Annotated in this window: 18 protein-coding genes and 2 pseudogenes; 8 read left to right on the forward strand and 12 right to left on the reverse strand. The window is 40.8% G+C overall.

Annotation, left to right across the window (positions count from 1 at the left end; translation table 11 throughout):
* Positions 1 to 139 precede the first annotated feature (139 nt).
* The 7 genes and pseudogenes from P3L40_RS10185 to purM all read right to left on the reverse strand — a co-directional run bounded on the left by P3L40_RS10185 (position 140) and on the right by purM (position 9886).
* Entirely contained in the window at positions 140 to 1492 is a 1353-nt protein-coding gene (locus P3L40_RS10185; RefSeq protein ID WP_094960480.1) for an MFS transporter, read from the reverse strand.
* Between the two features lie 585 nt (positions 1493 to 2077).
* Positions 2078 to 3349, reverse strand: a pseudogene (mgtE, locus tag P3L40_RS10190) (magnesium transporter); the annotation flags it as partial.
* A 375-nt stretch (positions 3350 to 3724) separates the two neighbouring features.
* Positions 3725 to 5254 carry an exopolyphosphatase gene (locus tag P3L40_RS10195; protein WP_004253535.1) on the reverse strand — a complete coding sequence of 510 codons (1530 nt, stop codon included), beginning with the start codon at positions 5252 to 5254 and terminating at the stop codon, positions 3725 to 3727.
* 4 nt (positions 5255 to 5258) lie between these two features.
* Positions 5259 to 7328: a polyphosphate kinase 1 gene (ppk1, locus tag P3L40_RS10200; protein ID WP_210853162.1), complete on the reverse strand. Its 2070-nt coding sequence runs from the start codon at positions 7326 to 7328 to the stop codon at positions 5259 to 5261.
* Positions 7329 to 7382: 54 nt separating this feature from the next.
* On the reverse strand, positions 7383 to 7970 hold the full coding sequence (gene speG, locus P3L40_RS10205) for a spermidine N1-acetyltransferase (RefSeq protein WP_004253538.1): 588 nt from the start codon (positions 7968 to 7970) through the stop codon (positions 7383 to 7385).
* 237 nt (positions 7971 to 8207) lie between these two features.
* Positions 8208 to 8846: a phosphoribosylglycinamide formyltransferase gene (purN, locus tag P3L40_RS10210; RefSeq protein WP_096863895.1), complete on the reverse strand. Its 639-nt coding sequence runs from the start codon at positions 8844 to 8846 to the stop codon at positions 8208 to 8210.
* Positions 8846 to 9886, reverse strand: coding sequence for a phosphoribosylformylglycinamidine cyclo-ligase (gene purM / locus P3L40_RS10215; protein WP_094960484.1), 1041 nt, complete (start codon positions 9884 to 9886; stop codon positions 8846 to 8848). The genes purN and purM overlap by 1 nt, the downstream gene beginning before the upstream one ends.
* Before the next feature lie 354 nt (positions 9887 to 10240).
* On the opposite strand from purM, the gene upp reads away from it, so the two are divergent.
* The 3 genes from upp to hda all read left to right on the forward strand — a co-directional run bounded on the left by upp (position 10241) and on the right by hda (position 13090).
* Positions 10241 to 10867 (forward strand): uracil phosphoribosyltransferase, encoded by a 627-nt coding sequence (gene upp, locus P3L40_RS10220; protein WP_004253541.1) that lies wholly within the window; start codon positions 10241 to 10243, stop codon positions 10865 to 10867.
* Between the two features lie 98 nt (positions 10868 to 10965).
* Positions 10966 to 12261, forward strand: coding sequence for a uracil permease (uraA, locus tag P3L40_RS10225; protein WP_004253542.1), 1296 nt, complete (start codon positions 10966 to 10968; stop codon positions 12259 to 12261).
* Between the two features lie 127 nt (positions 12262 to 12388).
* Entirely contained in the window at positions 12389 to 13090 is a 702-nt protein-coding gene (hda, locus tag P3L40_RS10230) for a DnaA inactivator Hda (RefSeq protein WP_036957653.1), read from the forward strand.
* A 43-nt stretch (positions 13091 to 13133) separates the two neighbouring features.
* Here the strand turns inward: hda and arsC are convergent, their stop codons facing one another.
* Together arsC and P3L40_RS10240 are read right to left on the reverse strand one after the other, a co-directional pair.
* Positions 13134 to 13490: an arsenate reductase (glutaredoxin) gene (gene arsC, locus P3L40_RS10235; RefSeq protein WP_210853161.1), complete on the reverse strand. Its 357-nt coding sequence runs from the start codon at positions 13488 to 13490 to the stop codon at positions 13134 to 13136.
* Between the two features lie 12 nt (positions 13491 to 13502).
* Complete coding sequence (locus tag P3L40_RS10240) at positions 13503 to 14966, reverse strand: tetratricopeptide repeat protein (RefSeq protein ID WP_210853160.1); 1464 nt, start codon at positions 14964 to 14966, stop codon at positions 13503 to 13505.
* Positions 14967 to 15162: 196 nt separating this feature from the next.
* Between P3L40_RS10240 and P3L40_RS10245 the strand changes: the two genes are divergently transcribed.
* A complete protein-coding gene (locus P3L40_RS10245; RefSeq protein ID WP_004253547.1) occupies positions 15163 to 16227 on the forward strand; it encodes an AI-2E family transporter in 1065 nt (354 codons plus the stop codon).
* A 47-nt stretch (positions 16228 to 16274) separates the two neighbouring features.
* Here P3L40_RS10245 and bcp read toward each other — a convergent pair whose 3' ends face one another.
* Together bcp and P3L40_RS10255 are read right to left on the reverse strand one after the other, a co-directional pair.
* Positions 16275 to 16745, reverse strand: coding sequence for a thioredoxin-dependent thiol peroxidase (bcp, locus tag P3L40_RS10250; RefSeq protein ID WP_004253548.1), 471 nt, complete (start codon positions 16743 to 16745; stop codon positions 16275 to 16277).
* A 14-nt stretch (positions 16746 to 16759) separates the two neighbouring features.
* Positions 16760 to 17317: a glycine cleavage system transcriptional repressor gene (locus tag P3L40_RS10255; RefSeq protein WP_004253549.1), complete on the reverse strand. Its 558-nt coding sequence runs from the start codon at positions 17315 to 17317 to the stop codon at positions 16760 to 16762.
* Positions 17318 to 17604: 287 nt separating this feature from the next.
* On the opposite strand from P3L40_RS10255, the gene dapA reads away from it, so the two are divergent.
* The 4 genes from dapA to purC all read left to right on the forward strand — a co-directional run bounded on the left by dapA (position 17605) and on the right by purC (position 21565).
* Positions 17605 to 18513 (forward strand): 4-hydroxy-tetrahydrodipicolinate synthase, encoded by a 909-nt coding sequence (dapA, locus tag P3L40_RS10260; RefSeq protein WP_004253550.1) that lies wholly within the window; start codon positions 17605 to 17607, stop codon positions 18511 to 18513.
* Between the two features lie 16 nt (positions 18514 to 18529).
* On the forward strand, positions 18530 to 19585 hold the full coding sequence (bamC, locus tag P3L40_RS10265; protein WP_004253551.1) for an outer membrane protein assembly factor BamC: 1056 nt from the start codon (positions 18530 to 18532) through the stop codon (positions 19583 to 19585).
* Between the two features lie 192 nt (positions 19586 to 19777).
* Entirely contained in the window at positions 19778 to 20434 is a 657-nt protein-coding gene (locus P3L40_RS10270) for a hypothetical protein (RefSeq protein ID WP_228677083.1), read from the forward strand.
* Positions 20435 to 20851: 417 nt separating this feature from the next.
* Complete coding sequence (gene purC / locus P3L40_RS10275) at positions 20852 to 21565, forward strand: phosphoribosylaminoimidazolesuccinocarboxamide synthase (RefSeq protein ID WP_004253553.1); 714 nt, start codon at positions 20852 to 20854, stop codon at positions 21563 to 21565.
* 59 nt (positions 21566 to 21624) lie between these two features.
* On the opposite strand, the pseudogene P3L40_RS10280 reads toward purC, so the two are convergent.
* A pseudogene (locus P3L40_RS10280) lies at positions 21625 to 22380 on the reverse strand (energy-coupling factor ABC transporter ATP-binding protein); the annotation flags it as partial.
* Between the last annotated feature and the right edge of the window lie 13 nt (positions 22381 to 22393).

Consider the following 22393-nt stretch of genomic DNA (forward strand, 5'->3'; position numbering starts at 1 on the left):
GTACAAAGAAAAATGGAGGAAATATGAATAAGTGTCAATTTCTGTACTTGTATACTTCAGTGCTTGTAAAGGGGGAGAGCGGGGGAATAATTTTGTAACAATTAAGATTGCCCCCTGAGTAAATAGGGGGCAATCGATTTTATAAACTAGAAGCTTTTAAGACCGCAGATTTTTCGTTTGAAGACTCTGAATTGACAGTCCAACCTTTCCAAGATAGAGGAATGAAGGCTACAGCAACCGCTAATAATGAGACGCCAGCGACATAATAGGCAGGTGCCATGTGAGATTGCTGCAACCAAGCACCAGTTAATATTGGTGTTAAACCACCAAAAATTGCATAAGCCACATTGTAAGCGAATGACAGACCAGAATAGCGAATTTCAGGTGGAAATGCGCGTGTACTGATAATTGGAGTGGTTGCAATCGCGCCAACAAAGAAGCCCATCAAGCCATAGTTAAAAATTAACGTACTCGCCGCAATATCACTGGATAATGACGAATAAAAGTAAATTGCTGTTACGGCTAATCCACCCCATGATAAAGTCATTGAGGTACGAGTTCCGGTTTTATCTCCTAACCAGCCCCAGAAGATACAGCCTAATGTTAAGGTCAATGTCGCCGCGCAGTTAGCTTGCAATGCCACATTCCTATCAATGTTATAGATCCCTTTTAACACCACATCTGGTGTCATCAAAATGGTGACAACGATAGCGGTTGATAATGACCACGTCAGTGCCGCAGTGATCATACAAGCTTGTTTATGAGACTTAATGACGGTTTTGACGGGTAATTCTTGTGACAAGGCCTTTTTGGCTGCCAGTTCTTTAAATATCGGGGTTTCTTGTAAAAAACGACGTAAATACACAGAGATAAACCCAAAAACACCACCAAGAATAAATGGAATACGCCATGCAAAATCATGAATTTCAGTTGTGGTATAAGAGCGCTCAATAATAATTGCGACGATAGAGCCTAATAAAATACCACCGGTGATCCCAGAAGTCAGTGTACCGACACCTAAACCATAACGTTGTTTTGGTGTATGTTCTGCAATAAATACCCATGCACCTGGCATTTCACCACCAATCGCGGCACCTTGCATAATACGCATTAACAGCAGTAATAATGGAGCAGCAGCGCCAATGGTTTCATAAGTAGGTAAGAAACCAATAACAAACGTTGGGAATGCCATTAAGAAAATACTGAGGGTAAACATTTTCTTGCGGCCAATTTTATCCCCGAAATGAGCCATGATAATGCCACCAAGAGGGCGAGCAAGGTAACCGGCTGCAAATAGACCCAGTGTTGCCATTAGCGCGAGAAATTCGTTATCCCCTGGGAAAAATAGTTGGGAAATAATTTTTGCGTAAAAAACAAAGATAACGAAGTCATAAAACTCAAGAGTTCCCCCTAAAGAGGATAAGCCTAATGTTTTATAGTCTTCTTTGCCCAAAGGTCTCGCAGAGGGCTGGCTGGCGGTTTGCGGTGTCATTATAGTTTCCTTCTAACTACCTGTAATACTAAATTGCATAAATTCAAAATAATAAGCATTGACTCATAATAATGAGCTAATCATTTTTATTGGTGCAGATAAGAGGTATAAAACGTTGGATGGGTATAACTTAGTTTAATACACAGTATCTTTCTTGCATGAGTATATTTATAGCAGGAAATTCTATATTCTGTAAACCTCAACCCTAAAAACAAGAATGACATTCCAATTAGTTTTGATTTGTTAGCGTATTGATTTGGTGTGATGATAAATAACCTTATATGATGTTAATAATATGAATTTTGCAGAATATCGTATATTTAAATTAGTGAGTTATAGCGTTAATTATATTTAATTTAATAAATTCTTACTGAATTATGGTAAGTAAATATTACCTAGATATTATTCGTTATAATTAACTTTATTAATCTAGATAAACTAAATAACTATAAAATCATTTAATTAATAGATAAATAAAAGGGTTGTTTGCAGAATTTTGGTTTTTTAGCTGGGCTTTGCTGTCGGTGTGAGTGTTTTGTAAATTGCACGCGCCTAATCTAAGAGTAGGACGCGTGCAAAGCGAATTTAAACGAGGAATAGAGTGGCTAAGCCAAGGAAAATAAAGAAACCACCTGTATCTGTGATAGCGGTGATCATCACGCTAGAACCGATAGCAGGGTCCTTGCCCAGTTTTAGCATAATGAGTGGAATAACCACGCCCATAATAGCCGCCATCAGTAGGTTCAAGATCATCGCTAATGTCATGACTGCACCCATAGCGATATCGCCATAAAGGAAGTAAGTGACGACACCCATAATTCCTCCCCATACAACCCCATTAATAAAGGCGACACCAAGCTCCCTTAACATTAAGAAAGAGAAACTATTGTTTTGTATCTGGTGCAGGGCAATGGCACGAACAATCATGGTAATGGTTTGGTTTCCCGTATTACCGCCAATTCCTGCCACAATAGGCATTAATGTGGCAAGGGCGACTAATTGGGAAATCGTATCTTCAAAAACCCCAATAACACGAGAAGCCACAAAAGCGGTACATAGGTTAATGGCTAGCCATGTCCAACGGGTTTTAACGGCTTGGCCGACAGGGGCGAAAACGTCTTCTTCAGGGCTTAACCCCCCCATACGACGAATACTGTTATCGTTTTCTTCACTAATGTTATCAACGATATCTTCAACCGTCAGGCGGCCCATTAGTAGGCCGTTGTTATCAACAACAGCCGCAGAAATTAAGTCATAACGTTCGAACGCACTCGCTGCGTCTTCGCCTTTTTCATCAGGCAAGAAGGTCACTGTGTCAGTCTTCATGACATCGGCCACTATTTTTTCAGGGGATTGCGTTAAAATAGTGGTTAGAGGCAATTCACCTTGTAAATAATTACTGTTATCGACAACGAAAATTTTGTCGGTCGCTTCTGGGATCTTGCCCCGTTGGCGTAAATAACGTTGAACCGTTTTTAGCGTCACATTTGGGCGTACGGTGACGAATTCAAAATCCATCATTTGGCCGACGCTATCTTTCGCATATTGTAAAACTTCGCGAATACGGCTTCGCAGGCTAGGTTCTAAATAGGTGAGGAGCCGACGCATGGTGTCACGAGGTAAATGCTCAGCAATATAAGCTTGTTCGTCAACATGCAAGTTGGCAACGGCGCGCAGTAGTTCTCTGTCAGACATATCCTTAATTAGGCTATCCCAAACAGAAACCGAGGCCTCAACTAACACTTCACCACGTTCGTTATTATCAACAAGACGCCATAACGCGAGACGCTCATCATAAGGGAGCATTTCTAAGATATCGGCGATATCCGCAGTGTGTAAATCAAGTAGCAATTCTTTTACAAGACTAATTTTTTCACTAATTGCTTTGTCATCAATACTGACGTGTTGATCATTTTCAACAAGCGCATGGACGAACTCTTCGTCATCTAAAAATAGCGTCAGGATTTGCTGGCGAATATGTGCCAGTTTTTGAGAGTGCGGGTTGACTGTTGGCGCCGCATCGGTTGAGAAAGCAGATTGTGACATTTTAATCCTTAAAGCAATAGCAGCGCAAAAGCGCTTTTTATGAATTCGTCTGCGAGCGGACGAAATTTATTATCATTATTGTCGCCTATTTAAATAATATATCAAATAGTTGAGTCAAATAAGCGGTGATTTTCAAGTCATCAATGATGAATAATAAGAACAAATCACTACAATAATGGCCGCAAATTACTCATTTTCTGCGCAAATAGTTAACGACCAACCGGGAACATCTTCCCAATAGCCACTTTCCTTTTCTAAATCTAATAACATCAATGCATTTTGCACGAGATATTCAGATGGTAAATAGATAGTCCAGTGCCCATCATCCGTTTCTATCCGTAACGAAGAAGGGATTGTTGTAGATTGGCGTTGATTATTTAACAAAATGGCTAGCCGCAAAATTTGGATAAGCGGCATAAATTGTTTTCTTTTAAATAAATTAAATTTAGGGATATCGTCATACTTAATAGCCCTACGATGATTACGTACTAATGTGGCAAGCAATAACTGCTGTTCTTGGTTGAAACCCGGTAAGTTAGTATTTTGCAAAATATAAGCAGAATGGCGGTGCATACCACTATGATTAATACTTAAGCCAACTTCATGGAGCATAACCGCCCATATTAAAATGGATTCTAACTGTGGATTGAGTTGTTTAGGGTTTTGCTGCCCCCATTGGAAATAGAGCTCTTCCATCGTTTTTAATACACGCTTCGCTTGCTCTCTATCAATATTATAATGCTCAGCAAGGCTTAATGCAGTACGTTGACGGATATCTTGGTGACGGAAGCGGCCTTCCATTTCATATAAAACACCTTCACGTAATGCACCGTCAGATAAACGTAACTCTTTAATTTCTAATGAATCAAAGACGGCAAGTAAAATGGCTAAACCTGGGACAAATACGTGTTTACGTTCATTAGAGAGGCCCAGTATATTTAGTGAGCTAAATGACTTATATTTTAATGCCATTTGCTTGATTTCGATAAGGCGTTCACGGGTGATAATACCGTCTTTATAGCCTAATTCTTGTATTACACTATGAGCAGCTTTGATGGTGCCCGAGGCACCCATCGCGACGTCCCAAGTTTGTTTCTTAAATAAAATCGCAGTGCTTTCTAATTTTAAGCAAGCCCCTAGGTAGGCGCGATTAAAAAATTCAGGGTTGATTTCTTCATTTGGGAAGTAAGTGCGAGCAAAGCTCACACAACCCATACGGCGGCTTTCAATCAAAAGCGGTTCAAACTTCTCACCAATGACTAACTCAGTTGAACCACCACCGATATCAAGTACTAATTTGCGGCCTTTTTCGGGTTGGGTGTGTTCAACGCCCATAAAAATCAATCGAGCCTCTTCTTGGCCTGAAATGATTTCAATAGGATAGGGCATGATTTCTTTTGCGCGTTGCAAAAATAATTTCACATTCGTTGCGACACGTAATGAGTGTGTGCCAACAATACACACGTTCTCAGGGGAAAATCCTTGTAACCGTTCGGCAAACAACGCGAGGCAGGCAAGGCCACGTTCCATGGCTTCTTCACTTAATTCATTGGTATCACTTAGGCCATCGGCAAGGTGAACACGTTTTTTCAAACGAGTGAGAACTTGCAATGCACCGTTGACAATACGAGCAATGACCATATGAAAACTATTGGAGCCTAAATCTATAGCCGCAATTTCTTGTGGTCTCGGTGTTGAGGCGTTGGTTATTGGCATATTTTTAAGCTCTTGTATCAGGTGTTTCGATTGATTTTAAATAATCATACACAGCAAGCTGGGCTTGGATTTTACGTTTATTTCCGCGGGGAACATAATGATTACTTAAATCTTTGTCAACATAACGTGCTTTTACGGTATCGCTAAATTGCAGCTCTAAAATATCCAAGACCCGTTGTTTTAAATGCGGGTCGACTAAGCTAACGGCAACTTCAATGCGGTAGTCAATATTGCGTGTCATCCAGTCAGCGGAGGAAATAAAGACTTTTTCGTCACCCGCATTGGTGAAAACATAGACACGGTCATGCTCAAGAAAACGGTCAACAATACTGGTTACCTGAATATTTTCACTGTAGCCAGCTTGACCCGCCACTAAAGAGCACATCCCCCTGACTAACAAGCGAATTTTGACACCTGCATTGGAGGCATCATACAGTTTGTCGGTCAATTCTTTGTCGACTAAATTATTAATTTTTAATGTGATGCCACTGGGGCGTTCAGCGAGTGCATTTTCGATTTCTTGGTCAATTAAGGCCATTAAACGAATCCGTGTATTTTGTGGGGACACCATTAAATTATCGAAAGTCACTGGGCGATAGGGATTTTCTATAAAACTAAATACCCGACGAACTTCGTTAGTGATTAGCTCATTTGCTGTGAGTAGCGAGTAATCGGTATAAAGCCGAGCGGTTTTCTCATTAAAATTACCCGTACCAATATGAGCGTAGCGAACGATTTGACCTTCTTCCATGCGCGAGATAATAAACAATTTCGCATGGATTTTAAGCCCTGGCGCGGAGAAAATAACATGCACGCCGGCTTCGGTTAACCGTTTTGCCCAATGAATATTGGCGGCTTCGTCGAATCGAGCTTGTAACTCAACGACCACAGTGACTTTTTTTCCATTATGGGCAGCATGGATAACGGAATCGATAATGCGTGAGTCTTTTGCAACACGGTAAATATTAATTTTTATCGACAATACATTCGGGTCAAAAGACGCTTGGCGCAATAATTCTAAAGTATGTTCAAAGGTATAGTAGGGATAATATAACAGCACATCGCGTTCACGAATGGCATCGAAACCGTTGCGGAAATTATCAAACCAGCGATGACGCAGCCTTGGTAACGGCTTGTTTAATAAATTTTTATTTCCCTCATTTGGGAAGTTAATAAAATCTTTAAAGTTGTGATAGCGACCGCCAGCAATTACAGAGTCATCACTGGATAAGCCCAGCTTTTCACGTAAAAGAGCAACCATTTCGTCAGGCATATCACGTTGATAGACAAAACGGACGGGCTCTGCGGTTAAACGCTGTTTCAATGTGGACGACATTATCTCAAGTAAGCTCGATTCCATCTCTGTTGCGATGTCATACTCCGCATCACGCGTCATTTTCATCGAATAAGCATTAAGCTTATCGTAATCAAAGAAGCCTTTGAAAATTTCATCCAGTGTATAGCGAAGGATATTATCAATTAGGATCATTGACTTGCGACGTTTTGGCATTTCCGGCGGTAAGTTAACAAACCGAGGCACTTTATCAGAAGGAATTTCCAATAGCGCATACTGAATGTGATTGCCATTGATGATTTCAACGGCAAGGTACGTGTAGTCATCTTTTAGAAACTCAACCAGATTGGTGTCAGGATTAATTAATATTGGCGTAATATGCTGGCGCAGGTTCTGCCGGAAATATTGACGTAACCAAATCTGTTGGCGAGGCGAAATTTGACGTTCGTTAATCAAGAATATTTGATTGCGCGCCATTTCTAATAGCAAATCATTATAAAGAATATCGAACTCTTGTTCTTGTTTGGCAACTCTTGACTGAATTCTTTTTAACAAGTGGCGAGCACCGCTTGCCGAACCCCGTTCTTCATTAATTAAAATACGGCGTTTAACGTCGGCGAAGCGGACTTTATAAAACTCGTCTAAATTATTGGAATAAATACCCAAAAAACGCATTCGCTCAATAAGAGGGTTACGCTTGTCGGCTGCTTCTTGTAAAACACGCTCGTTAAAAGACAGCCAGCTTAACTCTTTTTCATGATAGAGACGTTCTTGGGACATTCTAACTCCATATTAGACTCTTGTTACTTTGTGGCTATGATACCAGCCAGTTAGCTAAATGTGTTGTTTAATTGCTTTATCTTGGGTAATAACACTTTCTGGATTAGCAGATTGCTGTTTCATCGTAAAATATTGCTGCTGAAAAATACACATACGGATAGCGGTGTGATAACGACCATTGACAAAGAACTCGTCGATCAGTTCGCCTTCAGTATGGAAGCCTAGTTTATTATAAATATGGATAGCTTTGACATTTTCTTTATCAACAATAAGATAAAGTTTATATAAGTTTAGTACAGAAAACGCGTAGTCCATTGCTAATTGCGCAGCGCGACTCGCATAGCCATGCCCTTGATGGCTCGGTGCAATGATAATCTGAAATTCAGAGCGTCGGTGAATATAATCAATCTCTACCAATTCGACTAGGCCAACTTTCTCACTGTCATTTTCAACGATAAAGCGGCGTTCAGACTGGTCATGAATATGTTTATCGTAAAGATCGCTTAATTCAACAAAAGCTTCGTAAGGTTCTTCAAACCAATAACGCATAACACTGGCATTATTATCAAGCTGGTGAATGAATGCTAAATCTTCACGTTCAAGTGGGCGCAACCTAAACGGATGAACTTGCCCGGTTGTCATAAAAATACCTCTATTTAGTTAGGAAAAATGTGTTGTTCTTCGATTACAAGGATAACATTTATTTACGATAAAATAATGACACAGCACAGAGAGATGATCACCTTGTTGAAAAATAATTCATTTTACTTAGGGGGACGCTGTTTAACTCAATACAGTTCTATGTTATTTCCATGTGAAATACGACGAAAAAAGGGTGGATATCCACCCTTAAATCTCTATTTATCGCTGTCACGAAGGTTACTCGTTAGCATAACCTTGTTGCGGTAAAATTTGGTTATCTAACACAGCGTTACCTTTTTGCATTGTTAATCGGCCACTGATAAACCATTCAACGACTAATGGGTAAATCGCATGTTCTTGAGCTTTAACCCGCTCGATAATATCTTCTTCGCTATCTTGTTCAAAGATAGGCACTTTGGCCTGTAAAATAACCGGCCCGCCATCCAGCTCTTCGGTAACGAAATGCACCGATGTGCCATGCTCTTTATCCCCATTTTCCAGCGCCTTCCGGTGTGTATGTAAACCGGGGTATTTAGGTAACAAAGAAGGGTGGATATTGAGTAATTTTCCAGCAAAGTGGTTGACGAATTGGGCTGATAAGATACGCATAAAACCCGCTAATACGACTAAATCAGGCTGGAATTGGTCAACCTGCGCGAGTAATGCAGCATCATATGCTTGGCGGTCAGTATATTGTTTCGCATCTAAATAACAGGCTGGGATCCCAGCCTGTTGTGCTCGAACAAGCCCATAAGCATTGGCTTGGTTGCTGATAACAGCAACAATTTGAGCGCCAATTGCCCCAGAGCGACAGCTATCAATTAATGATTGCAAATTACTGCCACTGCCAGAAATGAGGACAACTATTTTTTTCATTAGCGGATCACAACCTGCTCTTCACCCGCAGGTAATGCACCAATTGTACCGATTTGCCATGCGTTTTCACCAAGCTTGTTCAGCAGAGCAAGTGCATTTTCGACTTCTTGCTGTGGCAGAGCAATAATAATCCCCACACCACAATTGAAGGTACGGTACATTTCATGGGTACTAACATCACCAGCTTGCTGTAGCCAATTAAAGACTGCGGGCCATTGCCAACTGCTGCCGTCAATAATCGCTTGTGTGTTGTCAGGTAGTACGCGAGGAATATTTTCCCAGAAGCCCCCACCGGTTATGTGTGCAATGGCGTGGATATCGCTATTTGCGATCAGCTCTAATACATTTTTAACGTAAATGCGTGTTGGTTCCAATAAGTGATCAGCTAAAGGTTTTCCATCTAATAGCGTTTCTTCAGGGTTGGTTTGACTGACTTCAAGGATTTTGCGAACCAGCGAATAACCATTTGAATGAGGGCCGCTAGAGGCTAAAGCAATTAAGGCATCCCCAGCACTCACTTTGCTGCCATCGATGATTTCTGAGCGCTCAACAACACCCACACAGAAACCCGCCACATCGTAGTCTTCACCATGGTACATGCCAGGCATTTCAGCAGTTTCACCGCCAACTAATGCGCAACCAGATTGTTTACAGCCTTCTGCGATACCTGTAATCACGCTAGTAGCGGTATCCACATCCAGTTTACCGGTTGCATAATAATCAAGGAAGAACAGAGGTTCTGCGCCTTGAACAATCAAGTCATTGACACACATAGCCACAAGGTCAATTCCAATGGAGTCATGACGTTTTAAATCCATTGCTAAGCGTAATTTGGTACCGACACCGTCAGTGCCTGAAACTAAAACAGGTTCACGGTATTTTTGCGGTAGGGAACATAATGCACCGAATCCCCCAAGCCCCCCCATAACTTCTGGGCGGCGGGTTTCTTTTACGACACCTTTAATACGTTCAACCAAGGCGTTACCCGCATCAATATCAACACCGGCATCTTTATAGCTGAGAGAGGTTTTATCAGTCACTACGGCCCCCAAGGCAATTACATTTTTGAGAAAAATAACATCATTGACATTATTCTAACAGGCTAGGCAAACGTTTGCGATAGCTTTGTGTTGGAAATTTTTGGGTACCACAATCAAAGAATAGGAGAACGTTATAGAAGCCGTACAGCAAAATAATAAATGATTTTATTTAAATCAAATTTGCGGTTTAGCCAATTTCAACTTAACTGAGATAAGGTATAATTCTAAAAAAAATTGTGTTAATCGTTGTTGTTTTGACCAAAATCAAGCGTTATCTAGTGGCAACCAAAGCTAAAAGAGGTATAATCCGGCGATTTTTTTGTCCGCCGCCGTCTTAAATAGTAGGAGAAACCCATGAAGATCGTTGAGGTAAAACACCCTCTCGTTAAACATAAACTCGGCCTGATGCGAGATCATGATATAAGCACAAAACGCTTTCGTGAACTGGCCTCAGAGGTTGGTAGCCTACTGACTTATGAAGCAACTGCTGACCTTGAAACTGAAAAAGTGACTATCGATGGTTGGTGTGGTCCTGTAGAAATAGAACAAATTAAAGGTAAGAAAATCACTGTAGTACCAATTCTCCGTGCTGGTATTGGTATGATGAATGGTGTATTAGATAGTATTCCAAGTGCACGTATCAGTGTGGTGGGTGTTTATCGTGATGAAGAAACACTGCAGCCTGTCCCTTATTTCCAAAAACTCGCATCTAACATTGAAGAACGTATGGCATTAGTGGTTGACCCAATGTTAGCGACGGGTGGCTCAATGATTGCCACTATTGATTTATTAAAAAATGCGGGTTGTACCTCGATTAAAATCTTAGTCCTTGTTGCAGCGCCAGAAGGTTTAAAAGCGTTGGAAGCTGCGCATCCAGATGTTGAATTATATACCGCTTCAATTGATGAGTATTTAAATGAAGAGGGGTATATCGTTCCGGGTCTCGGTGACGCGGGCGACAAGATATTTGGTACTAAATAATGATAAGCCGACTGAGAAGTCGGCTTTTTTTTGATTAATTGTAGAGACTCACTGCTTATTCAGTGATTAGCCATTTCGCTAAAAGAGGATAAAGTCACATGACTCGTCGCACCATCAGTGTTGAAGAAAGACCACCATTATTACAAACTATCCCACTGAGCCTTCAACACCTGTTTGCTATGTTTGGCGCAACCGTTATCGTACCGATTCTGTTTGGTGTAAACCCCGCGACAATTTTGCTGTTTAATGGAATAGGAACGCTGCTGTACTTATTTATTTGTAAAGGGCAAATTCCGGCTTATTTAGGTTCAAGTTTTGCATTTATTTCCCCTGTGTTGATTTTATTACCATTAGGTTATGAATTGGCACTTGGCGGCTTTATCATTTGTGGCGTGTTGTTCTGTATAGTTGCGCTGATTGTTAAAGTTGCAGGAAGAGGGTGGATCAACGTCATGTTTCCTCCGGCGGCAATGGGGGCAATCGTAGCTGTAATTGGTTTAGAGCTTGCTCAAACCGCTGCAGGTATGGCAGGGCTATTGCCTAAAGATGGTGCAGTGGTAGATTCAAACACGTTAATCATTTCCCTGACCACGCTGTCTGTGACCATTCTCTGTGCTGTCGTTTTCCGTGGATTTTTATCTATAATCCCAATTTTGATTGGTTTTTTAGCGGGTTATGCATTGTCCTATTTTATGGGAATTGTAGACTTTACCCCGGTTATTGAAGCGCCATGGTTTGCTATCCCAACATTTTATACACCACGCTTCGAATGGTTTGCTATTTTAACCATTTTACCTGCGGCCTTAGTGGTTATCGCTGAGCACGTAGGGCACTTAGTGGTCACGGCGAATATTGTTGAGCGTGACTTAATGAAATCGCCAGGTTTGCATCGCTCAATGTTTGCGAATGGGTTCTCGACGGTGATTTCAGGTTTCTTTGGCTCGACACCGAATACGACTTATGGTGAAAATATTGGGGTAATGGCAATTACCAAGGTATACAGCACATGGGTGATTGGCGGAGCTGCAATTATTGCTATTTTATTATCTTGTGTTGGTAAATTAGCTGCTGCTATCCAATTAGTGCCGGTTCCTGTGATGGGCGGGGTTTCACTCTTATTATACGGGGTAATTGGTGCATCAGGTATTCGTGTGTTGATTGATTCAAAAGTTGATTATAACAAGCCACAGAATTTGATTTTAACCTCAGTGATTTTAATTATTGGTGTTAGTGGTGCGGTTATCCATATCGGTCAAGCGGAACTTAAAGGTATGGCACTGGCGACGATTGTCGGGATATTTATGGCATTATTGTTCCGTTTTATAACGTTTGTTAGGCCTGAAAAGCAATTTGTAACATCTGAAGTGCAAGAGCTTGATAGCAATAAAAAATAAGCCATGTGATTTTCCCCATTGCCGTTCGGTTGATCGAGCGGCATTTGCTCACCGTTCTTATTCATCTATCCGTGTTTTTTATGGTAAACTGCTAGATGAAAATTGATTTGTACAGCCAGAGGCGCTTCTGAACACACCATCACAGCTTTCATTACCACTATATCTGCCAGATGATGAAACCTTTGCAAGCTTTTATGCAGGGGAAAATGGGGCGTTGCTGTCTGCTATTCAGTCTGCTATTAATCAACCACACGGTAGTTATATCTATTATTGGTCGCGAGAAGGTGGTGGAAAAAGCCATTTATTACATGCGGCTTGTGCTGAACTGTCTGAACAAGGCATTGCAGTAGGCTATGTCCCTTTAGATAAACGTGCATATTTTGTCCCTGAAGTACTAGACGGTATGGAACATTTATCACTCGTTTGTATTGATAATATTCAGTGCATCGCGGGTGATGAAGAGTGGGAAATGGCGATTTTCAATTTATATAATCGTATTTTGGAAATTGGCCGAACTTGTTTATTAATCACTGGGGATAGGCCACCTCGGCAAATCGAACTGAAATTACCTGATTTAGCGTCTCGCCTTGATTGGGGACAAATTTATAAACTGCATCCACTGAGTGACGAAGATAAAATTTGGGCACTGCAATTACGTGCTCGTATTCGTGGTTTCGAATTACCGGAAGATGTGTGCCGTTTCGTATTAAAACGTTTAGATAGAAAAATGGGAACTTTGTTTGATATCTTAAACAAACTTGACCACGCTTCCATCGTTGCTCAGCGCAAATTAACGATCCCTTTCGTAAAAGATATTCTAAAACTTTAGTAGACTAAACGAGTTGGCAGCCGCATAGCTGCCAAAATAGTGACTATAAGATTTCACAGACTTGCTCAGGCGGGCGGCCTAAGCGTGCTTTGTCACCATTAACAACGATAGGGCGTTCAATCAACTTAGGGTTCTCATGCATCGCTTTAATAAGTTGGTCCTGAGTTGAGCTGTCATCGTTTAAATTCAATTCCTTATACAGCTCTTCTTTGGTGCGCATTAATTGACGAGCATCTTTAAAGCCTAACATTTTAAGGAGTTTTTTGATCTCAGCTACCGTTGGGGGTGTTTTTAAATATTCGACCACCGTGGGAGTGATACCCTTATCAGTTAAAAGGGCTAAGGTTTCACGGCTTTTTGAACAACGTGGGTTGTGGTAAATCTTAATCGAATCCGTCATTATTTTAACTCCTTACGGTTTTGCATTTTGGTCACGTAATTGTAGTTTCCTAAGCGCATCAATGCGAGCGTCATAACGCTGTTGTTCATAGCTGCCTAAACGACTTTGACGGCTAGCATCGCTGAGATAATTAATCGCAGTGTCATAATTACCCCGTAGTGCCATTCCTTCTGCGTAAGCGGCGAGTTCTTCGGTACGTTTACCTTGCTTTGCAGACGCTTCAGCCAGTAAATCCCAGCCAATCGGGTCATCAGGGTAATCAAACGTATATTTATTCAGTAAGGTTGTTGCTTCTTTATATTGATGATTATTAATTAATGCGTTGGCAAGGTTAACAATGAATACGGTATTTTTTGGCGTTTTTTTCAATGCGTTTTGTAAACGTGAAACCGCTCTAGAAACTTGATTTTGTTCGATATCGACATCAGTCATGCTATCAATAAACCAAGGGTTATCAGGTTGTTTCGCTAATAGCTCTGTCAGGATTTTACCTGCTTCTGCATATTTTTTGTCCTGAGAAAGTAGTAGCGCTTTACCATATTGTGCCGCAATTTGCTCTTGTGCAGAACCTTTTCCGTAATTTTCAATGATTTGGTCTAAGGCATGTTTTTGCTCGGTGCTATACATGGCCAAAATACGAACGCGAGCTAACATAAAATCCAGTGATGATGGCACACTCACTTTAGGATATTGATTCGAGCGGTTTCTTGCATCCGCTAAACGGCTATCCGGTAAGGGGTGCGTTAATAGGATTTCAGGGGGCTTTGACATATAACGAGTTTGGTCTGACATCGTTTGCATAAAATCAGCCATGGCATGTGGGTCAAAGCCAGAGCGCCTTAATGTCTGTAATCCAATACGGTCAGCTTCTTGCTCATTGGCTTGGGTAAAGCTGATCATACCTTGTTGAACCCCAGCCATTGTGCTTGTTAGAGCAGCAAAACCGGCTTGAGGATTCGCCATAACTAACAGTAAAGAGCCAATGGTCCCTGCAATCGCGAGAGGAGTGGTGCTTTTTTGGTCTTCCATCATTCGCGCAAGGTGTCTTTGCGTGACGTGAGATATTTCATGGGCCATGACTGATGCGAGCTGGCTTTCATTTTGGCTGTATCGAAATAATGCGGAATGCAGTACGACATTACCCCCAAAATAGGCGTATGCGTTAATATTGGGGTTATTGACCAAATAGAACTTAAACGGTGTTTTAACTGAGTCGGCATTTTTTACTAACCGCATACCAAGTTTGTTAACATACTGAGTTAACAGAGGGTCATAAATAAGAGGGGTGCTGGCTCGTATTTGGCGCGTGATAGCGTCTCCCATAATAATTTCTTGGTTGATGCTAAGAGTGCCTCCCGCCGTCGTTCCTATATCGGGTAAGGTATCTTCAATTGCGCTATAAGCAGGTAAAACTGCACCGTTCATTAGCGCAGCGATCATGAAAGCCAATAATGGATATTTTAAAGTTTTCTTCATGAAACGTGAGTATCCCATACAACATTTTAATTTAGGGTAAGTACCGACTTTATTTCGGGTATGTTTAAGTAAGGCACCTAAAAACGCGAAAAGTTTAAAACACATGATAGCAAAAGCTATCGTAAAATCTGTTCTTCGGTATAATTTTCGTTACTTTAGGAACTGTCCTTTGCACTAATTCCCCCAGGAGCAATAAATGCTGGAATTGTTTTTACAGTGGTATCGTCGGCGTTTTGCCGATCCACAAGCCATAGCCCTCTTTACATTACTCGTATCGGGGTTTGTGATCATCTTCTTTTTCAGCAGTATACTGGCTCCATTGCTGGCGGCAATTGCTTTAGCTTATTTACTTGAATGGCCGACCAATTTATTACAGCGTATAGGGTTATCTCGTTCAGTTGCTGTCGGCATTATTTTGACCTTATTCGCTGGAATAAGTGCCATGGTTATTTTAATTATTGCGCCGACGGCATGGCAGCAAGGGATTAATTTGATGGCCGATCTACCGAATATGGTTAACCGTTTCAATGAATTTGCACAGAAACTACCAGAGCAATATCCCGCATTAGTAGATGTTGGCATTATTGATATGATGGCAGATAACCTTCGCAGCCGCATGTCGGGTATTGCTGACTCAGTGGTTAAAGCGTCAGTTGCTTCATTAATTGGTATTTTTACTTTGGCGGTTTACTTAGTTCTAGTGCCTTTGATGACATTTTTTCTTTTAAAAGATAAAGAACGTATCAGCAAAAGCTTTCTTAAGTTGTTACCCAAAAATCGTTTGTTAGTGGGCAAAGTTTGGGTCGAAATGAATGAACAAATCACCAACTACTTACGAGGGAAAGTAACAGAAATGGTGATTGTTGGGGTGGCGACCTATTTATGTTTTGCTTATTTTGACTTGCGCTATTCCGTATTGTTATCGGTTCTTGTCGGAGTAGCGGTATTAATCCCTTATATTGGTGCGGTAGCCGCCACGATCCCAGTGGTTATTGTTGCGCTCTTTCAGTTCGGTATTGGCAGTGAATTTTGGTACCTAATGTTGGTTTACTTAGTGATCCAAGGTTTGGATAGCAACGTTGTTGTACCTTTATTGTTTTCTGAAGCGGTGAATTTGCATCCATTAGTGATTATTTTATCTGTTGTGATATTTGGTGGGTTATGGGGCTTTTGGGGCGTATTTTTTGCAATACCATTAGCAACACTGATTAAAGCGGTCATTCACGTATGGCCGGAAGAGCCAACGGAATCACAAAACTAGGTTAGGAATAGTGCTGTATGGGGGCATACAGCACTAAGATGTGGCGATTAAGCGTGTGTATTAATGTAATCAAGCACAATTTCGTGGTGGTTACTGGTTTTAAAATTGTCAAAGACGTGCTCTATTTTCCCAGTAGGGTCAACGAGGAAGCTAATACGATGAATCCCATCATAGGTTTTCCCCATGAATTGTTTTTCACCCCAAACCCCAAATTGCTCACATACTTGGTGGTCTTCATCTGATAATAAAGTGAAGTTCAACATCTCTTTTTCAGCGAAACGAGACAGTTTCTCTGGTTTGTCTGTGCTAATACCTAATACTTCGACACCTTTCGCTTTAAGTGTATCCATTTCATCACGTAGACCACACGCTTGAACAGTACAACCAGGAGTCATCGCTTTAGGATAAAAGTAAACTAATACGCGCTGACCCTGATAATCAGAAAGATTGATGAGCTCACCATCTTGGTCAGGAAGGCTAAATTGAGGCGCCTTATCACCGGCTTTCAATGGGTTCATTACATATATCTCCGTTAACTTTGCATATTGGGGTTGTTAACAATACTTATGTTGCCTTTGGCATTTAGCATTGTACACAGTTGTTGAAATTTATTTTTTATGATTATGCCATTATCGTCCAACGGGTCGTGTGCAGTAATCTGAATCTCCAGTTGAGCGGGCATATCATTATTGGCTGGTTGTGTTTTAGAAACAAGCTCTGCGATATTACACTGCGAGGTTGTGAATAAATTTGTGAATTGCTCGACAATACGGGGGGCATCGTCAACAACAACATTCACTGTTACTGTCGATGGGTAATAGGTTGTTTGAACACTCTGGGTTCTTTTCATTACGATGAGCAAATCGAGCTCGGCACCCTTAGGTGGCAATGTCGCCTCTAAAAGGGTGATAGCATTCCAACTGCCTGAAAGCATCATAATGAAGGTAAATTCCTTGCCAAACATCGCTAAGCGACTATCTTCAATATTACAATCACACTCGCTGACTAGCCGTGTAATAGTATTCACAATGCCCGGACGATCTGTTCCCAGCGCAGTAATGACAAGAAATTGCTGTTCAGTCTTAGGCAAAGTCTATTCCTTAGTATTTTAATTATGTCAGTTAAACATTTGATTAGAATATAGCAGTAAAATTCTAGCACTAAAAACTGACTGACTATGAAGGTAAGGAAACCATAAAAAAGACAATCTGCCAAGAGGGGAAATAGACTCTTGCGAGAAATATCAGTGAATTATTACTTCTATTTAAGTTAATGTGCTCGGCATTAACAAAATTCATTAAATTCTTGCTGTTGGGTGGTTTTCTTCTTTGAAATGAAAAAGTAACATGGTAGTTCAATTATTGAGGGGGTATCGCTATGGCTAATGGAAACGCAAATTATAAAGATTTTTTAACGGGAAGCATTGTTGCAGTTATCACACCAATGGATTCGGCGGGGCGTTTAGATAAAGCCAGCTTAAAAAAATTGGTGGATTATCATGTTGAAAGCGGAACAACTGCGATTGTTTCTGTTGGTACAACTGGCGAATCAGCAACCTTAACGCACAAAGAACATGTGGATGTCGTGAAAGCGACACTTGAATTAGCGGATGGCCGTATTCCTATTATTGCAGGAGCAGGCGCAAATGCGACAGCTGAAGCTATTTCGCTGACAAATGAGTTTGAAAACAGTGGTGTAGTTGCTTGCCTGACGGTAACACCTTATTATAATAGACCTTCTCAGGAAGGGTTATATCAACACTTTAAAGCAATTTCAGAAAACACGAGCTTGCCACAGATTCTTTATAATGTACCATCACGGACTGGCTGTGATATGTTGCCTGAAACCGTTGGGCGTTTAGCAAAACTGGCGAATATTGTTGCAATTAAAGAAGCAACAGGGAACTTAGCTAGGGTTCATCAAATCAAAGAACTGGTTGATGATAATTTTGTACTGTTAACAGGTGATGACGCAACAGCACTTGATTTCATGCAACTGGGTGGTCAAGGCGTTATTTCAGTCACATCCAACGTTGCGGCACCACAGATGGTAAAAATGTGTGACTTAGCGCTTGCAGGCAAATATACTGAGGCGCGTGAATTAAATAAAAAACTGATGGGGCTTCATCTTCAGTTATTTGTTGAACCAAATCCAATTCCAGCGAAATGGGGCTGTCATCGCTTAGGCCTGATTGCAGATGGTACATTACGGTTGCCAATGACACCGTTAACCACCTCGGGCCAGCAAAAAGTTGAGGAAGCCTTGAAGCTCGCTGGGTTACTGTAAAATTTAGGGAATTTTAATGGCAACATTATTGCAAAAATCGAAGGTTATGAAGGTTGCTGGCCTGTCACTTGTCGTGTTACTGGCAGCCTGCTCCAGCGATCAGCGCTATAAACGTCAGGTCAGTGGTGATGAGGAATATCTCAATGCTGCGCCATTGAAAGTGTTGAATGTGCCACAAGGGCTGACATTACCAGAACAAAATGGTGAGTATGATATCCCTAAAGCCACATCAACAGGGGCAATAGGGAAAGCGTTAGACATTCGTCCGCCAGTACTGACAATTTCGCAATTAGCGGGTTCTCGTACAGAGGATAGCGCTCAAGCAAGTCGTTTGTTGCTAGAAAATACACCTGAAAATAGTGCACTTTGGTCACAAGTTACGATGATCTTAGAGCAAAGAGGTATTCCAGTTTCATCTAAAGATGATGGTTCTCGCTCAATTGAAACCGATTGGGTCAAATGGGATCGTGCAGATGAAAACGTACCGATTGAGAGTCGCCATAAAGTAACAGTGCAACCAGAAAATGGTATGATGGCGTTAACGGTAACCAGCTTAGGCTTACGTCAAGGTGGTGAGACCATTACCGATGTTGTCGAAACTCAACGTTATAACAAACTGTTATTGAATGAATTAACCGATAACTTATATACGTTGCGTGATACTTCAAACAAAAATAGCATCCAAAATGCTTATGGTATCATTGATGTTCAAACAGGTAGTGATGATACTGGCTTACCTTTAGTTGTTGTTCGTGCGCCATTTGATGCAGTATGGGAACGCTTACCACACACCTTAGAAAGTGTTGGCATGAAAGTGGGTGACCGTACACGTTCAAGTGGTTCTGTGATGGTGACTTATAAAGGTTTAAGCAGTTCAGAATGGCAGGCGTTGGGCATTGATGACCCAACTGTGCCAGAAGCGGATTATAAAGTGCAGGTCGGTGATTTAAATAACCGTAGTACACTGCAATTTATCACCACCAAAGGTGTTCCTTTAACACAAAAACAAAATGATGAAATGGTTGCTGCGCTGAAAGCGGCGTTTAGTAAAGCACCAGCCAAAAAGCAATAATTCAACATTTTTAGATGACTAATTAAACCGTAGCTTAAATACAAGCTGCGGTTTTTTTATGGGTAATTTTAATAGTATATTGGCATTTTTAGCATCAATTATTGGTAGGGTTAACTTCAGTTTGATGGATTTGTCATCCCACTATTTTCGGATATACTTCAACGAAAATAGCTAACATCAAGGAAAATAGAAATGGATAATCACGCGATGAAACCCATCAAAAACAGTCGTGATTGTATGCCAAGGAAAATATCAGGGGCTGAGTTTAACCAAAAACTGAGAATAACATCCAGTAATATAGTTAATACACAGTGTTTTCTAACTAAAGGGGTAATAGATTTTAGTTTGCCGGGGTTTGATATACCGGAAGGTTACCGACTAGTAAAATCACTCAGGAAACAACAATATCGCTTGATTGCTAATGGGGAAAAACCGGAAACTATCTATCTTGTTGAACTAAAATTTCGCCAAGACATTGTGATGGGTAAAACGACGTGTACACAAATTAAGGTTTGGCGAAGTACTGTTCATCAATATATTGAAATTATAAAAGAATTACCTCGGAAATTTTTTGTGTATCTCCTTAATTCATATTGCATTATGGTAACGAATGAAGAACAAACGGATGCAGGGCAACGCTTCTGGGAAACGATGATTAGCTGGGCATTTGATAAAAAATACTATGTTTATGCTTCAAATAGTGAAGAAGAAGATCGCCCATTAAGCCTTATTAAAGATATGGATGATTTTTACTTAAATTGGGTAGACTTGTATTGGGGTAAAGATATAGAGTTTCACACGCATAGGTTAGTGGTTATCAGTAAAATGCCTTTAATCTCAGCAGAATAACTTCGGCAATGGTTTATTCTCTGCACTGTATTTTGTTTATTTAATGCTTATCGTAACCTATATGCTTAGTTAATTATTAATTAGCATTCCATCAGTTTCAATTTTCCTTCTCTGGAAGGCTAATTTTATCTTTCATGTTTTCACTTAAAACAAATGGACAAAAAATCAGTATTTATGGTTAAGTAATCGTTTGCGTCCGCTCCGGAATTTTATTATCATGATTAGCAGTCAATTATAAAATATTGAATATCAGCTAGTTAGCGTTTTACATAGTGAATTTCAGTAACTGACTGAAACAGAGCAGAAAATTAACAATGAATAGGCCATTTGAATGGTTTTTGTTCTTCTGTTACTTATCTGAATCTGCTGTGCAGGTTGATTTTTGTTTAGTTTAATCACATCCCTGGAGTGTGTAAGATGCAAAAGAAAGCTGAGTTGTATCGTGGTAAGGCAAAAACAGTCTATACCACAGAGGATCCTGATCTACTGGTTCTGGAGTTCCGTAATGATACATCAGCACTCGATGGTGAGCGTATCGAGCAGTTTGACCGTAAAGGTATGGTAAATAACAAGTTTAACCATTTCATTATGAGCAAATTAGAAGCAGCCGGTATTCCAACGCAAATGGAAGCATTATTGTCTGACACAGAAGCTCTAGTGAAAAAGTTAGATATGGTGCCGGTTGAGTGTGTGATCCGCAACCGTGCAGCGGGTTCACTGGTAAAACGCTTAGGTGTTGAAGAAGGCATGGTGTTAAACCCGCCTTTATTTGACTTATTCTTAAAGGACGATGCCAAGCACGACCCGATGGTGAATGAATCGTACTGTGAGACTTTTGGTTGGGTGAGTAAAGAAAATTTGGCTAAAATGCGTGAGCTAAGCTACAAAGCCAATGAAGTGCTCAGTAAAATTTTTGCAGATGCAGGGTTAATTTTAGTCGATTTTAAACTGGAGTTCGGCTTGTATAAAGGCCAGATTGTCTTAGGTGATGAGTTTTCCCCAGACGGTAGCCGTTTATGGGACAAAGAAACACTGAATAAAATGGATAAAGACCGTTTTCGTCAGAGCCTTGGTGGTCTAATTGAAGCTTACGAAGAGGTCGCCCGCCGTATTGGCGTGCAGTTAGATTAATTAATTTCCTATAATTTGAATGAGATTTTAGCCTGCATTGCAGGCTATTTTTTTATTTTTTAGTTATTAATCGGGCGCGACTGTTGGTTAATAAAATGTGTGATCCATGATGAAAGAGTGGTATCAGTAGTATTTATTTGTAGTTGCTGACTAAGTGATATCAATGTCGGTGCGGGAAGTGGGCTTTCAACTTGTAACTCTGGATGACCTAATACTTCCAGTGGTTGACCATCAGCGATTAGATTACCATTTGATAGATGTATTACACGTTGAAAATGGCGGGCGACAAAATCAAGATCGTGGCTAATCGAAACGACAGTTACCCCTTTTTCGCGTTGTAGTGTCAGCCAGTCTTCGAATTTTCGCATCCAAAAGGCATCAAAGTCACGGCTTGGTTCATCAAGTAGCAATAGTTTAGGTGAAACAGCCTCTAAGCAGGCAACAGCAACCATCCTGCGTTGGCCTGCATGTAAATCTAAAGGGTGTTTATCCGCCACATCGGATAAGTGACAAATTTCAAGTGCTTGCTGTACTCGCGCTTGAATATCACGTTTATGATGTTTTTGGCGTTTTAAACCAAAAGCAATTTCATCACGTACACAACTATGAAAAATTTGTTTCTCAGCTTCTTGGAATAAGATCCCAATATGGTTAGCTCTTTGTGGGGAGGAAAGAAGATTAAGCGGCAGGCTATCAAGCCGAATATCACCTTGTGTTGGGCGCAATAACCCCGCTAAAAGGCGCAATAGCGTTGATTTACCTGCACCATTATCCCCAACTACAGCGACCCATTCACCAGGGTGAATAGATAGAGATAAAGATTGTATG

It is taken from the genome of Providencia sp. PROV040 (assembly GCF_032706145.1).
GTDB lineage: Bacteria > Pseudomonadota > Gammaproteobacteria > Enterobacterales > Enterobacteriaceae > Providencia > Providencia hangzhouensis.

Excerpts from the sequence above, each read along its gene's own strand:
- P3L40_RS10185 (WP_094960480.1), bottom strand. The coding sequence starts at position 1,492 with ATGACACCGCAAACCGCCAGCCAGCCCTCTGCGAGACCTTTGGGCAAA.
- speG (WP_004253538.1), bottom strand. The coding sequence starts at position 7,970 with ATGACAACCGGGCAAGTTCATCCGTTTAGGTTGCGCCCACTTGAACGT.
- uraA (WP_004253542.1), top strand. The coding sequence starts at position 10,966 with ATGACTCGTCGCACCATCAGTGTTGAAGAAAGACCACCATTATTACAA.
- P3L40_RS10195 (WP_004253535.1), bottom strand. The coding sequence starts at position 5,254 with ATGCCAATAACCAACGCCTCAACACCGAGACCACAAGAAATTGCGGCT.
- ppk1 (WP_210853162.1), bottom strand. The coding sequence starts at position 7,328 with ATGTCCCAAGAACGTCTCTATCATGAAAAAGAGTTAAGCTGGCTGTCT.
- bcp (WP_004253548.1), bottom strand. The coding sequence starts at position 16,745 with ATGAACCCATTGAAAGCCGGTGATAAGGCGCCTCAATTTAGCCTTCCT.
- P3L40_RS10245 (WP_004253547.1), top strand. The coding sequence starts at position 15,163 with ATGCTGGAATTGTTTTTACAGTGGTATCGTCGGCGTTTTGCCGATCCA.
- P3L40_RS10270 (WP_228677083.1), top strand. The coding sequence starts at position 19,778 with ATGGATAATCACGCGATGAAACCCATCAAAAACAGTCGTGATTGTATG.
- dapA (WP_004253550.1), top strand. The coding sequence starts at position 17,605 with ATGGCTAATGGAAACGCAAATTATAAAGATTTTTTAACGGGAAGCATT.
- bamC (WP_004253551.1), top strand. The coding sequence starts at position 18,530 with ATGGCAACATTATTGCAAAAATCGAAGGTTATGAAGGTTGCTGGCCTG.
- purC (WP_004253553.1), top strand. The coding sequence starts at position 20,852 with ATGCAAAAGAAAGCTGAGTTGTATCGTGGTAAGGCAAAAACAGTCTAT.
- P3L40_RS10240 (WP_210853160.1), bottom strand. The coding sequence starts at position 14,966 with ATGAAGAAAACTTTAAAATATCCATTATTGGCTTTCATGATCGCTGCG.
- purN (WP_096863895.1), bottom strand. The coding sequence starts at position 8,846 with ATGAAAAAAATAGTTGTCCTCATTTCTGGCAGTGGCAGTAATTTGCAA.
- upp (WP_004253541.1), top strand. The coding sequence starts at position 10,241 with ATGAAGATCGTTGAGGTAAAACACCCTCTCGTTAAACATAAACTCGGC.
- arsC (WP_210853161.1), bottom strand. The coding sequence starts at position 13,490 with ATGACGGATTCGATTAAGATTTACCACAACCCACGTTGTTCAAAAAGC.